This is a genomic window from Chryseobacterium camelliae (assembly GCF_030818575.1).
In the GTDB taxonomy this organism is placed as follows: domain Bacteria; phylum Bacteroidota; class Bacteroidia; order Flavobacteriales; family Weeksellaceae; genus Chryseobacterium; species Chryseobacterium camelliae_A.
Map to the genome: position 1 here is coordinate 3,823,634 of NZ_JAUTAL010000001.1, position 12,732 is coordinate 3,836,365.

The following is a 12,732-nucleotide window of genomic DNA, read 5'->3' on the forward strand; positions in this document are numbered from 1 at the left end:
GTTCCTGATAACCTTTAATTTTAATTTTTAATTCATGGGCAGCTTTATTATAAAGGTGCTGCCTTTTCCTTTGTTGGATTCCACAATAACATGACCTTTATGAAGCTCAACAATCTTTTTAACATAGGACAGGCCTAAGCCCTGCCCCTTTACATTATGGATGTTTCCGGTCTCCTCCCGGAAGAATTTTTCAAAGATTTTGGTTTTATTATGGGTTTCCATACCCATGCCTTTATCCGAGACTTCAATAATATACCAATGGCCCTCATTTCTTGTCTTAACATGGATTTCAGGGGCTTCTGGAGAATATTTGTTGGCGTTGTCCAGCAGGTTTACCAATACATTGGCAATGTGGAACTCATCAATTTTAAAATTGTATTGTTCCGCTGTAAATTCCTGGGTCAGCGTACCGTTTCTCTGGCTTACAATGAGGTTGAAGGATTCTGTTGTTTTTTTGATCAGCTCCCTGACATTCGCCTCTTTCAGGAAAAGATTGACTTCATTGCGTTCCAGTTTAGACATGTTCAGGACGTTTTCTACCTGCTTTTTCATCCGCAGGTTTTCCTGCTTGATCAGTTCTGAATAGTATTTTACCTTATCCGGATTGGTTGCAATCTTATCATTGGCCAGCGAGTCTGTAGCTACAGAAATTGTTGCTAACGGAGTCTTGAATTCGTGGGACATATTGTTGATGAAGTCGGTCTTCACTTCTGCCAGCTTCTTCTGCTTCATCATATAATTGATGGAAATGATATAGATACCCAGAATAGTGAGCAAAGAAAGGAAAGTGCCCAACAGCATAGGCCAGTTGTTCATGGCAAGAGAGTATTCCTTTTTCGGGAAAACTAGAGCAAGATTATAGATGGTCCTGTATTTATTGTCTGTAAATAGCGGATAACTGTAAGTATTGTTGTCTTTCTTATCCTTATACAGTTTATTAAATATGCTGGTCGTATTATTATTTTTATCCGTGATGCCATAGCCGAACTGAGCAGAAATCCCTCTGATCCTGAGTTCTTTCGTAATAACGGAATCAAGGATCTTGGTATTGACTCTTTTGCTGAGCGGAAGGTTATTACCATACACTTTGGCGAATTCCTTTACCGTGTAATCCCCGTTTTCAATATCCTGATTGATATCAGCGGTCAGGAGTTCACGGTTATTCGTGTCTTTTTTTACCTTGTAAGCCGCCTCATCAGAATACAGTTTAGTCAGCTTTATAGAATCTCCCTTCTGTGAGATCGGGAGCTGTGTTTTTTCAATGATATTTTTAGAATAAATGATCTGCCTCTGCGTTCCGGAATCCTCGACCTGCTGGATGGTAGTCAGCGATGGCTGGTCATTATTGGCGAGAATATTATTCCTGAAGTTCTTGAAATCATCATTCATGTATTTTTCCACTTCAATTTCTCCGATGCTTTTAGAAGTGCTTTCCAAAGCGGAATACACCTTATTAGAAAAATCCTGTTCAAGGGTACCGTAATACCTCTTCAGCCAGTAGAACTGAAGCGTAACAAAGACAATCAGTGAAATTGTCATAAACACTGAAATGATGGGGATGAACTTATTATTCATTATTCAATACTGCAGTTGTGATTATGAATGTTAAAATTAATCATTTTATGATTTCATAAACAAAAAACGAGCCATAATATTGTTTAATTTTTCTTAAAAGAAACAATTTTAACATTTATTTATAAATTTATTATGTTTATGCCGGTGTCGTCGTTTATTAACATATATACAGTAAACACATGAAAAAATTACACGTTTATAAGGATTAATTCTTATTGATAGGAAAATATTGCATGATTTTCCGATTATGAAACCTAAATATGCATCACATTTCTTAAGATAATGGTTCAGAATTGTTACTGCTTTATCAGAAAATATTCTAAGAAAATAAAAAAGGAAAACAGGGGCTCCTGTTTTCCTTTTCATGTTTTACAATAATTCCTCGTCCTGGAAATACTGTATGATAGCTTTTTTCATCAACAGCTGCTGTTCATTGGGCTTTAATTCAGGAAGTTCCTCGAGCATTTCAAAGTGCGGGTACCCATCATCGTCATAATGGGAAAATTTATAATATCCAAAGGGTTCCAGTAGCCTGCATACGGCAATATGAAGCAGGTTAACCTTATCTTCCTTGGTGTATTTCTGCTGACCGCTGCCCAATTCCTGAAGGCCTATCAAAAACAGGTAGGTCTCAATCGGGGCATTTTTTTCCGTATCAAAATTTTCAATGAAAAATTGTTCTATTTTCTGCCAGTATTCTGCTTCGTTAATCATAGTGTATCAATCAATTCTCCTGATGGTTTTTATGTATTCTGATTTTTGGATTTTGCCTGATCCTCTTTTCTCGCAAGATCAAGAAGCTGATCAAACTTTTCATTTTTCTTTTCCCGCAGGTATTCCTGTTTTTCAATCCTGCTGATTCTGCTTTTTTGGAAAAGATAATAAGTCACAGCAATGCCAAAGAAAATAATCAGGAGCATCATATGGGTTAGTTTTTGTTTTCCAATTTTATTAAAAACGCATACTCCAGGGCATCTTCTTTCAACGATTCAAATCTTCCGCTTGCTCCGCCGTGTCCAGCACTCATGTCAGTTTTGAAAATCAGCAGATGGTCATCTGTTTTCAGTTCACGCAACCTAGCTACCCATTTGGCCGGTTCCCAGTACTGTACCTGCGAATCATGAAGGCCGGTAGTGATCAGCATGTGCGGATAATCTTTCGCTTCTACATTGTCATACGGAGAATAGGACTTCATGTAGTCGTAGTATTCCCGGTCATTCGGATTTCCCCATTCGTCATACTCCCCGGTAGTCAGCGGTATTGTTTCATCGAGCATCGTGGTAACCACGTCTACAAACGGAACCTGAGCTACAATCCCATTGAATAGCTTAGGTTCAAAGTTGACGACGGCTCCCATCAGCAGTCCGCCCGCACTTCCACCCATGGCGTACAGGTGTTTTGAGGATGTATAATTTTCACGGATCAGGAATTTTCCTGCATCAATAAAATCAAAGAAAGTATTTTTCTTATACAGCATTTTTCCCTCTTCATACCATTCCCTTCCCAGGTATTCTCCGCCGCGGATGTGCGCAATGGCATAAATAAATCCTCTGTCCAGGAGGGATAATCTCACATTGGAAAAGCTGGCGTCTACGGTATGTCCGTAACTTCCATAGCCGTAAAGTAACAAGGGAGTATCCCCGGATTTCACGGTATCTTTATGATACACCAGCGAAACCGGGATTTTGGTTTTGCCATCTCTGGAATCTGCCCAGATTCTTTCTGAAATATAATTTTCCGGAGAAAATTTGCCGCCCAATACTTCCTGTTGCTTCAGAAGCTGGGTTGTTTTCTCTTTCATATTGTATTCGTAGGTAGAGCCGGGCTGTGTGAGGGAAGTATAACCGTAACGGAGTATATCAGTATCAAATTCAAGGTTGATTCCGATGTAAGCTGTATAAGTAGGATCTGAAAAAGGAAGGTAATATGATTCCCCGTTTTTTTCATTGATGATCTTGATCTGGAGCAATCCCTGTTCTCTTTCTTCAAGAACCAGATAGTCCCTGAATATTTCAAAACCCTCCAGGAGTACGTTTTCCCTGTGCGGAATAACGTCTACCCAATGATCCATACTGCATTGGCTGATCTTGGTTTTTACGATCTTGAAATTGGTGGCGTCATCAGCATTGGTAATAATGTAGAATTCATCCTCGTAATGCTCTACGGAATATTCCAGGTCATCCATCCTTGGCTGTATAACGGTCCAGTCTGCAAAAACATCATCCGAAGGGATAAAACGGTGTTCATCCGAAATGGTGCTGGAGCTTGCTATGAAGATATATTTGAGGGATTTTGTTTTGAATACATTGACATCAAAAGTATCATCCTCTTCATGGAAGATCAATACATCTTCGGAGGGATCTGTTCCAAGCTGGTGCCTGTATACCTGAAAAGCTCGGAGATTCGTGTCTTTCCTGATATAGAATACATGTTTGTTGTCATTTGCCCATACGGCTTTTCCAGTCGTATTAGGGATTTTATCAGGAAGGATTTCCCCGGTTTGCAGGTCCTTAAAATTAATGGTGTAGATCCTTCTTCCGACATTGTCGGCAGAAAATGAGGCCAGCAGGTTATCCGGGCTTACTGCCACACTGCCTACCTCAAAGAAGCTTTCACCTTCTGCCAGGATGTTAACATCCACAATGATTTCTTCCGGCCGATCCAGGCTATGCTGCTTCCTGCAGAAAATAGGATACTCTTTTCCTTCTTCGTACCTTACGATGTACCAGTAGCCATTAAAGAAATAAGGCAGCGACTCGTCGTCTTTTTTATAGCGGGATTTCATCTCCTCAAACAATTCTTCCTGAAGTTCTTCCGTATCCTTCATCATGAAGTCTGCGTAGGAATTTTCTTCTTCAAGATAGCGTAGTACCTCAGGGTTTTCTCTTTCATTGAGCCAGAAGTAGGGATCCATTCTCTGGTCCCCGTGAATTTCAAGTGTCTTTTCTATTTTTTTTGCCTGTGGAGCTTTCATTCAATATTAAATCTTGTTCAAATTTAACTAAAAAAAGCCATCTTTCCTTTTAATGAAAAGATGGCCGCGGATATTTTGATTTAAGGACTACTTATGCAGTGCCTTAATATACTTTTCAAGAGCCATGGTCATAGACGGCGTCTCTTTGGTCGGAGCCATCAGATCCACCTTCAGTCCTGCTTCTTCTGCAGCGGCTAAAGTCGTATTTCCGAAAACACCTATTTTAGTATCTTCCTGCTTGAAATCAGGGAAGTTCTGCTGTAAAGACTTAATCCCCTGCGGGCTGAAGAAAATAAGCATGTCATATTCCTTGATGTCGATGTCGGTAAGGTTGCTGCATACTGTACGGTACATAATGGCGCGCGTCCAGTTGATATTGGCGGCATCCAGTGTTTTTACAATATCCGGGCTTAATACATCAGAGGAAGGAAGAAGGTATTTTTCAGTCGGGAATTTTTTAAAGAGAGGTAAAAGATCTGAGAAGTTTTTCTCCCCGAAGCTGATTTTTCTTTTTCGGTATACGATATGCTTCTGAAGATAGTTGGCAATGGCCTCGGACTGGCATATATACCTCATGGTATCCGGTACTGCAAAACGCAGCTCTTCAGCTAGCCTGAAGTAATGATCAATGGCATTCTTACTGGTGAAAATAATCCCTGTGTACTGCGTAAGATCAATTTTCTGTGTTCTAAGTTCTTTATTGTCAACTCCTTCTACGTGGATAAACGGTCGGAAATCAATTTTTATTTTTTCCTTCTTTGCAATATCCAGGTATGGAGATGACTCACTCGGCGCTGGTTGAGAGACCAATATAGACTTTATTCTCATCATTGACTTTTATTAAAAAAATAATAATTTCCAAAGCAGCAATAGTGGTGTGATTTGGAGGGTGCAAATATACAAAAATTTATAATACCATTTTTGAGGCAAAATGTTGTTTCTGTGAAATAAATAGAAAAAAATCTTGAAAATAAATACAAATAAGGAGAAAATCAGGTAATAAAAAAATAATTCATGCCTGTCTACCGGGAAGTAATAATGCACGATGCAGAGAACGATCAGGATAAAAGAAAGGATAAAATAAAATTTGGTAGCCGTAAAATAAAATACAGCCCATTTTTTTCCGTCCCCCGTGCTGTGATAAAACATAAAGCCCAGAGCTGATTTAGACAGGTAGAAAAATGCAATCACCAGTAAGGTATATCCAAACTTGTTCAGCTGAAACCCTGAGATCTGAATCTCTGAAATAAACTGCGGAACCGTAGGTATGGTCTGGGATATGAGAGTGGCAAGCGTAAGTGTGGTAATGGAGGAGGTGATGATCCAGCTGGGAAGGTTGTTGCTGGAGTCAAAATACTTCTGGAGCAGAAAGTCGCGCAGGCTGGCTTCCCTTTCTACGATGTTCATCATAAAAAGGTATAAAAAAATACAGCCTAATAATATAAAGATGACCCAGTCGTTATTCTCGGGGATTCTTACGTGATTAACAAAATTTTGTGGTGATGGCAAAGGGATATTTTTTTTGCAAAATTATAGATTATTTTGTATAAAATAAAAAGGTTAAATAAACTATCTTTGCAAACTGAAATGAAAAAACTGGTCATCATTCCAACGTATAACGAAAAGGAAAATATTGAAAATATTATTTCCGCAGTTTTTGCATTGGAAGACGGCTTTCATGTTTTGGTAGTGGATGATTCTTCTCCTGACGGAACCGCCGGTATTGTAAAGGAGTTGCAGAAAGAATTCCCTCACGAACTTCACCTTTCCGTACGGCACATTAAGGACGGTTTGGGAAAAGCTTATATCCATGGCTTTCACTGGGCCATTCAGAACGGATATGATTACATCTTTGAAATGGATGCGGATTTTTCCCATGATCCTAAAGACCTCCCGAGACTTTATGAAGCCTGCCTCAACGCTGATATGGCTATCGGGTCCAGGTATTCCAAAGGAGTAAATGTGGTTAACTGGCCAATGGGGCGTGTGCTGTTGTCCTATTTTGCGTCCCGGTATGTCAGGTTCATTTTAGGATTGCCTATTCATGATACGACGGCAGGGTTTGTTTGCTTTTCAAGGAAAGTACTGGAAGAGATAGGGCTGGAAAATGTGAAACTGAAAGGATACGGCTTTCAGATTGAAATGAAATTCCGTGCTTTTAAAAAGAACTTCAGGATTGTGGAAGTACCGATTATTTTTACCAACAGGATTCTGGGGGAAAGCAAAATGAACGGTGGGATCATTCATGAAGCGGTATTCGGAGTACTCAATTTAAAATGGAAATCCATCATCAACAGATTATGAAAAATCCTTGTTTTCTTTATCCTATTCATGAGCATGCTGGCCTGTAACGGTTATATAGACAAGCCCAAAAACCTTATCCCGAAAGACAAGATGGCAGAAATTTTGGCTGATATGGCCATTAATGACCAGGCAACCTTTGTGTATCCTAACAGCAATCTTGAGGCGGGAACCAGGTTCGTGCTCAAAGCCCATCAGGTAAAACCTGCCGATTTTGTGGAAAGTTTCAAATACTACACCATTAAGCAGAAAATGAAAGGAATTGCCGATGATGCCCAGAAAATACTGCTGGAGAAAGATCCCAAAGCAGAAAAATATATACAGGATAAGCTGAAACAGAATGGAAATGTGCCGGCTTTTGCAAGATAATGACCGTGCTATTAATGATGTAGATGAATCAAAAAGCATACGAATGAATTTTTTTACCATACATAAAACCTCTGAGGGTAAGTCCAGGGCAGGAGAAATAACCACAGATCACGGGGTGGTTCAGACACCGATTTTTATGCCGGTGGGAACCGTGGCCAGTGTAAAGACCGTTCATCAGAGAGAGTTAAAAGAAGATATTAAGGCGCAGATTATTCTGGGCAATACCTACCACCTTTACCTGCGTCCGGGGATGGACGTCATGCAGAAGGCAGGCGGGCTGCATAAGTTCATGAACTGGGACCAGCCTATCCTTACCGATTCCGGAGGATTTCAGGTGTTTTCCCTTGCAGATACCCGTAAGATGACGGAAGAAGGGGCCCGCTTCAAATCTCATATTGACGGGAGCTACCATATGTTTTCACCGGAACGGTCTATGGAGATCCAGAGGCAGATCGGAGCCGATATTTTTATGGCTTTTGATGAATGTACACCATATCCATGTGAGTATAATCAGGCTAAAACCTCAATGGAGCTTACACACCGCTGGCTCAAAAGATGTATCGACTGGACAGAACAGAATCCTGAGCTGTATGGATACAAACAGAGACTATTCCCGATTGTTCAGGGATCAACCTATTCCGATCTAAGGAAGATTTCTGCAGAGGTGATTTCTGAGGCAGGAGCAGAAGGAAATGCTATCGGAGGATTGTCTGTGGGAGAGCCTGAAGAGGAAATGTACAGGATTACCGATGAGGTAACGGATATTCTGCCAAAAGAAAAACCAAGGTACCTGATGGGAGTCGGTACCCCGTGGAACATCCTTGAATCCATTGGATTGGGTATTGATATGATGGATTGCGTAATGCCTACCCGGAATGCAAGAAACGGGATGATCTTTACCTGGCAGGGAGTGGTGAACCTTAAAAATGAAAAGTGGAAGGACGACTTCTCGCCGTTGGATGAGTTTGGGACGAGCTTTGTAGATCAGGAATATTCAAAGGCTTATGTAAGGCACCTGTTCGTATCCAAAGAATACCTGGGCAAGCAGATTGCTTCTATTCATAATCTGGCGTTTTACCTGGATCTGGTAAAAGTAGCCAGGGAACATATTGTAGCAGGAGATTTCTACGAATGGAAAAAATCCGTGCTTCCTGTTCTGAGACAAAGATTATAAGACATGCTTAAAATTGTAGACAGATATATCATTAAGAAATACCTTGGGACCTTCAGTTTCATGCTGATATTGCTGTCTGTGGTCGTCCTGGTTATTGATGTCCAGCAGAAAATACCCAGGATAGAGAATGCACGGGCATTGGATCCGAAGCTTGATCTCAATTATTTCCTGATTCATTTCTATCCTTTCTGGATCATCAACCTGGTGATGACCTTCCTGTCTATTCTGGTTTTCATCTCTGTGATTTATTTTACCTCGAGAATGGCCAATAATACAGAAATTGTTGCGGTAATCAGCAGCGGGGCCAGTTTCCACCGGTTTGCAAGACCTTATCTGATCACCTCTCTGTTTATTGCAGTACTTTCGCTTCTGGTGAACCATTTTGTATTGCCTTGGGCTAACATTAAAAAAAACCAGCTTGAGGCGTATACCTACAATTCGACCAACAAAGAAAAAGTTCTTGGTACGGCGCCGGTTTCCGCACAATTGAGCCGCATGGAATATATTTTCATCAATTCCTGGAATAAACGTGAGAAGAGAGGTTCCGGCTTCGTGTTTCAGAAGTTTGACAAAAACAGGAAGATGACCTACGAGCTGAAAGCCAACGATGTATATTGGGATAATGCTAAAAAGCAGTTCGTGCTGAATGGCTTTGTTGAAAAAACGATCAATAAAGATGACAGTGAAAAGCTGAACAGCGGCTTTGACCTGAAGAAAAGTTACGGACATGATCCTGAAGAACTGTTTCCTAATGAACTCTTAGGACAGAATAAAACAACACCCGAACTTCTGAAATTCATCAGCAGGGAAAGAGAAAAAGGAAACAGCAATCTCAATGCCCACCTCAATGAGCTGTATCAGCGGACGTCAATGCCGGTTTCTGTAGTTATCCTTACTTTCCTGGCTTTGTCGCTCTCGTCACAGAAAAAGCGGGGCGGCTTAGGAATCAATCTTGCGCTTGGAATTTCGCTGGCGTTTATCTTTGTCTTTTCCTTTGAAGCATTGAAAGTTGTTTCTGAAAACAAGAGCATGTCCCCTGCGCTGGCAATGTGGTTCCCGAATATGATATTTTTACCGATCGCCGCCATCCTGTATTTCAAAAGAGCGAATCAGTAAAGCAGCTTTACTTCTTTGTGGTAGAAAGACCTTAAGCCATCTTTTTCAAGCTCGATCCATAAGGCACCTTGTTCGTCGGCATGGCGGATAATGCCATTTTGTCGCTCTTTTTCAATTTCAAAAACGGAGATTTCATTCCTGCGGAATAAGTGGGCATTAAATGCTTCCATGACTTCCTGAGCAGAAGGAGGATTGCGTAGTTGTTCTGTCAGGAACTGATGCAGCTGTGAGGTAAATCCATCCAGTTCAAAACGATTTCCTGTTTGTGTCAGAAGGGAACCTGCATTGGAAATGCCATCAAAATCTTCCTGGAGAACGTTAAAGCCTGCGCCAATAATGTAGTAGGTCTTTTGATTAATTTTTTTCTTTTCGATTAAAATCCCGACGATTTTCTTACCTTTAAGGATAATGTCATTGGGCCACTTTATTTTCACGGGTAAACCGGTCAGATTGGCAAGGAACGATCTGATAAGGCTTGCGGTATAATAATTGAATAAACTATCCGGGAGCCGGAAATTCGAGATGCCTGCCGCCAAAGTGTATGCTACATTCTGTCCGGCTGCTGAGGTCCAACGATTTCCATACTGACCGCGGCCTTGAGTTTGGTTGAAAGTATGCAGGCCGATAAAATCTGCATTTCCATAAAGTAAAAATCCGGGAATTTCGTCATTAGTAGAAGAACATTCTTTCAGATAAAACAGTTCGCTCATTTAAGAAAACTTTAAGACTTTCCAGGGCTAAAAGTAAGGCTAAAGTAAAGAAAAAACAATAAATTTGCAGATTATAGTATTTTTTTAATGAATAAAACAGCAGAAAAGCAACAATTACTAGATAAAATCGTTGAGGCGATACAAGATGTAAAGGGTGAGGATATCATGATTTTTGATCTTTCCAACATAGAGAACTCGGTAGCAGAAACATTCGTGATATGCAGCGGTAACTCCAATACGCAGGTGGCTGCTCTGGCAGGAAGCGTAGAGAAGAAAGTGAGAAATGAACTGAGGGAGCGCCCATGGCATGTAGAGGGAACTGAAAACGCAATGTGGGTTCTGGTAGACTACGTTTCGGTAGTCGTTCATATATTCCAAAAGCAGGTTCGCGAGTATTACGATATAGAGGAACTTTGGGGTGATGCTTCTATCACCAAAATCGAAAATGAATTATAAATTTTAATAACAGTAAATGAACAATAAAGGATTTAACTGGTTTTTTCCGATTGCGATCATAGCTCTTTTGTTATTCTTCGGCTCCAATTTTCTAGGAGGCGATAATGCAAAATCTATCGATGAAGATGAATTCTTCCAGATCATGCAGGCGGGAAAAGTTCAGAACGTACTGATCTATAAAGACACGGAAAAGGCTGATGTATTCCTTACACAGGCTGCCCGTTCTGAAATGGTGAAGAAAACAGCTAAGCAGAATGACCCTTTTTCATCATTAGGAATGGCTTCAAAAGCCGATTATACGGTGAAATATGGTGACCTGCAGCTTTTCCTTCAGAAGTTTGATAAAATTAAAGCAGATAATCCCAACTTAAAAACAACCAAAGACTACGGAGCGGGTAAAAGTCCTTTTGCAGATATCCTGGTTTCTGCATTGATCTGGATTGCTATCCTTGGGTTATTTTACTTCCTTCTTTTCAGAAAGATGGGCGGTGGCGGAGGTCCCGGAGGACAGATTTTCTCTATCGGGAAGTCCAAAGCCAAGCTTTTCGATGAAAAAGAGAGGATCCAGGTAACGTTTAAAGATGTTGCAGGATTGGAAGGTGCCAAAGAAGAAGTTCAGGAAGTGGTGGATTTCCTTAAAAACTCTGAAAAATATACCAAGCTGGGCGGTAAAATCCCGAAAGGAGTTCTGCTGGTAGGCCCTCCGGGAACCGGTAAAACATTACTTGCGAAAGCCGTTGCGGGCGAAGCCAAAGTGCCGTTCTTCTCTCTTTCCGGATCTGATTTCGTTGAAATGTTTGTAGGAGTAGGAGCTTCCAGGGTAAGAGACCTTTTTGCACAGGCAAAAGCAAAGTCCCCGGCCATTATCTTTATTGACGAGATTGATGCGATTGGACGTGCCAGAGGAAAAAATAATTTCTCAGGCGGTAATGATGAGCGTGAAAATACCCTTAACCAGCTGCTTACGGAAATGGATGGTTTCGGAACAGATACTAATGTTATCGTCATGGCAGCAACCAACAGGGCTGATATTTTGGACAAGGCATTGATGAGAGCCGGGCGTTTTGACCGTTCCATCTATGTAGACCTTCCTGAACTGCATGAAAGAAGACAGATCTTTGACGTGCATTTGAAGAAAATCAAGCTTGATGATTCCGTAGACAGGGAATTCCTGGCAAAACAGACCCCTGGATTCAGCGGAGCGGATATTGCCAATGTATGTAACGAAGCAGCACTTATCGCTGCGAGAAACAACCATACCGCAGTAAATAAACAGGATTTCCTGGATGCAGTAGACAGGATCATCGGCGGTCTTGAAAAGAAAAATAAAGCCATAAAGCCTTCTGAAAAGAAAAGAGTTGCCTATCACGAAGCCGGACACGCCACCATCTCATGGCTGGTAGAACATGCTTCACCGCTGCTGAAAGTAACTATTGTTCCAAGAGGACGTTCTCTGGGAGCTGCATGGTACTTACCTGAAGAACGTCAGCTGACCACTACCGAGCAGATGCTTGATGAAATGTGTGCCACGCTGGGGGGAAGGGCTGCCGAACAGGTGATTTTCAATAATATCTCTACAGGAGCACTTTCCGATTTGGAGAGTGTAACGAAAAGAGCCCAGGCTATGGTAACGATCTACGGATTAAGCCCGAATATAGGTAACATTTCCTATTATGACAGTTCAGGCCAGTCAGAATACAACTTCGGCAAGCCCTACTCAGAAGATACGGCAACCAAGATTGATTCTGAAATCAAGGGGATTATTGAAAACCAGTATGACCGTGCTGTAAGAATCCTTACGGAGAACAAAGATAAACTGGATGCATTGGCCAATAAGCTGCTGGATAAGGAAGTGATCTTCCGTGAGGACCTTGAAGAAATCTTCGGTAAACGGGCATGGGATCCTGAATTGACAGAGAGACCTGTAGCCAATACTATTCCGGGGTCTAAAGAACCGGATGAAGAAATCATCATTAAAGACAAAGAAGAGGAAAGCGAAATTCAGGCTCCTGAAAGCCCTACTCAGCTGTAAACCTTTAAAATAGAACACATGAAAA

The 12,732-nt window shown here is 41.1% G+C and carries 13 protein-coding genes; 6 read left to right on the forward strand and 7 right to left on the reverse strand.

Going from position 1 to position 12,732, the window contains the following annotated elements:
• Window positions 1-27 precede the first annotated feature (27 nt).
• The 6 genes from QE404_RS17595 to QE404_RS17620 all read right to left on the reverse strand — a co-directional run bounded on the left by QE404_RS17595 (window position 28) and on the right by QE404_RS17620 (window position 6,058).
• Complete coding sequence (locus QE404_RS17595) at window positions 28-1,575, reverse strand: sensor histidine kinase (protein ID WP_307452717.1); 1,548 nt, start codon at window positions 1,573-1,575, stop codon at window positions 28-30.
• 369 nt (window positions 1,576-1,944) lie between these two features.
• Complete coding sequence (locus tag QE404_RS17600; RefSeq protein WP_307452718.1) at window positions 1,945-2,289, reverse strand: hypothetical protein; 345 nt, start codon at window positions 2,287-2,289, stop codon at window positions 1,945-1,947.
• Between the two features lie 29 nt (window positions 2,290-2,318).
• Entirely contained in the window at window positions 2,319-2,498 is a 180-nt protein-coding gene (locus tag QE404_RS17605; RefSeq protein WP_307452720.1) for a hypothetical protein, read from the reverse strand.
• Window positions 2,499-2,503: 5 nt separating this feature from the next.
• Window positions 2,504-4,549 carry a S9 family peptidase gene (locus tag QE404_RS17610; RefSeq protein WP_307452722.1) on the reverse strand — a complete coding sequence of 682 codons (2,046 nt, stop codon included), beginning with the start codon at window positions 4,547-4,549 and terminating at the stop codon, window positions 2,504-2,506.
• 87 nt (window positions 4,550-4,636) lie between these two features.
• Window positions 4,637-5,377: a uroporphyrinogen-III synthase gene (locus tag QE404_RS17615; protein ID WP_307453428.1), complete on the reverse strand. Its 741-nt coding sequence runs from the start codon at window positions 5,375-5,377 to the stop codon at window positions 4,637-4,639.
• A gap of 12 nt (window positions 5,378-5,389) precedes the next feature.
• Window positions 5,390-6,058, reverse strand: coding sequence for a DUF4271 domain-containing protein (locus QE404_RS17620; protein ID WP_371935149.1), 669 nt, complete (start codon window positions 6,056-6,058; stop codon window positions 5,390-5,392).
• Between the two features lie 78 nt (window positions 6,059-6,136).
• Here QE404_RS17620 and QE404_RS17625 point away from each other — a divergent pair, with 78 nt between their 5' ends.
• Genes QE404_RS17625 through QE404_RS17640 form a run of 4 tightly spaced genes read left to right on the forward strand, consistent with a single transcriptional unit; the run spans window position 6,137 to window position 9,509 of the window.
• Entirely contained in the window at window positions 6,137-6,853 is a 717-nt protein-coding gene (locus tag QE404_RS17625) for a polyprenol monophosphomannose synthase (protein WP_307452726.1), read from the forward strand.
• Window positions 6,854-6,880: 27 nt separating this feature from the next.
• Window positions 6,881-7,219: a DUF4296 domain-containing protein gene (locus QE404_RS17630; RefSeq protein WP_307454037.1), complete on the forward strand. Its 339-nt coding sequence runs from the start codon at window positions 6,881-6,883 to the stop codon at window positions 7,217-7,219.
• A gap of 43 nt (window positions 7,220-7,262) precedes the next feature.
• On the forward strand, window positions 7,263-8,393 hold the full coding sequence (gene tgt / locus QE404_RS17635; RefSeq protein WP_307452729.1) for a tRNA guanosine(34) transglycosylase Tgt: 1,131 nt from the start codon (window positions 7,263-7,265) through the stop codon (window positions 8,391-8,393).
• 3 nt (window positions 8,394-8,396) lie between these two features.
• Complete coding sequence (locus QE404_RS17640; protein ID WP_307452732.1) at window positions 8,397-9,509, forward strand: LptF/LptG family permease; 1,113 nt, start codon at window positions 8,397-8,399, stop codon at window positions 9,507-9,509.
• Here the strand turns inward: QE404_RS17640 and QE404_RS17645 are convergent.
• A complete protein-coding gene (locus tag QE404_RS17645) occupies window positions 9,503-10,219 on the reverse strand; it encodes a biotin--[acetyl-CoA-carboxylase] ligase (RefSeq protein ID WP_307452734.1) in 717 nt (238 codons plus the stop codon). The genes QE404_RS17640 and QE404_RS17645 overlap by 7 nt on opposite strands.
• An 87-nt stretch (window positions 10,220-10,306) precedes the next feature.
• On the opposite strand from QE404_RS17645, the gene rsfS reads away from it, so the two are divergent.
• Window positions 10,307-10,675 carry a ribosome silencing factor gene (gene rsfS, locus QE404_RS17650; RefSeq protein WP_307452736.1) on the forward strand — a complete coding sequence of 123 codons (369 nt, stop codon included), beginning with the start codon at window positions 10,307-10,309 and terminating at the stop codon, window positions 10,673-10,675.
• Window positions 10,676-10,691: 16 nt separating this feature from the next.
• Window positions 10,692-12,707, forward strand: coding sequence for an ATP-dependent zinc metalloprotease FtsH (gene ftsH, locus QE404_RS17655; RefSeq protein ID WP_307452738.1), 2,016 nt, complete (start codon window positions 10,692-10,694; stop codon window positions 12,705-12,707).
• Window positions 12,708-12,732 lie beyond the last annotated feature (25 nt).

Coding starts and splice junctions, on each gene's coding strand:
- QE404_RS17595 (WP_307452717.1), bottom strand. CDS start 1,575: ATGAATAATAAGTTCATCCCCATCATTTCAGTGTTTATGACAATTTCA.
- QE404_RS17600 (WP_307452718.1), bottom strand. CDS start 2,289: ATGATTAACGAAGCAGAATACTGGCAGAAAATAGAACAATTTTTCATT.
- QE404_RS17605 (WP_307452720.1), bottom strand. CDS start 2,498: ATGATGCTCCTGATTATTTTCTTTGGCATTGCTGTGACTTATTATCTT.
- QE404_RS17610 (WP_307452722.1), bottom strand. CDS start 4,549: ATGAAAGCTCCACAGGCAAAAAAAATAGAAAAGACACTTGAAATTCAC.
- QE404_RS17615 (WP_307453428.1), bottom strand. CDS start 5,377: ATGAGAATAAAGTCTATATTGGTCTCTCAACCAGCGCCGAGTGAGTCA.
- QE404_RS17625 (WP_307452726.1), top strand. CDS start 6,137: ATGAAAAAACTGGTCATCATTCCAACGTATAACGAAAAGGAAAATATT.
- QE404_RS17630 (WP_307454037.1), top strand. CDS start 6,881: ATGAGCATGCTGGCCTGTAACGGTTATATAGACAAGCCCAAAAACCTT.
- tgt (WP_307452729.1), top strand. CDS start 7,263: ATGAATTTTTTTACCATACATAAAACCTCTGAGGGTAAGTCCAGGGCA.
- QE404_RS17640 (WP_307452732.1), top strand. CDS start 8,397: ATGCTTAAAATTGTAGACAGATATATCATTAAGAAATACCTTGGGACC.
- QE404_RS17645 (WP_307452734.1), bottom strand. CDS start 10,219: ATGAGCGAACTGTTTTATCTGAAAGAATGTTCTTCTACTAATGACGAA.
- rsfS (WP_307452736.1), top strand. CDS start 10,307: ATGAATAAAACAGCAGAAAAGCAACAATTACTAGATAAAATCGTTGAG.
- ftsH (WP_307452738.1), top strand. CDS start 10,692: ATGAACAATAAAGGATTTAACTGGTTTTTTCCGATTGCGATCATAGCT.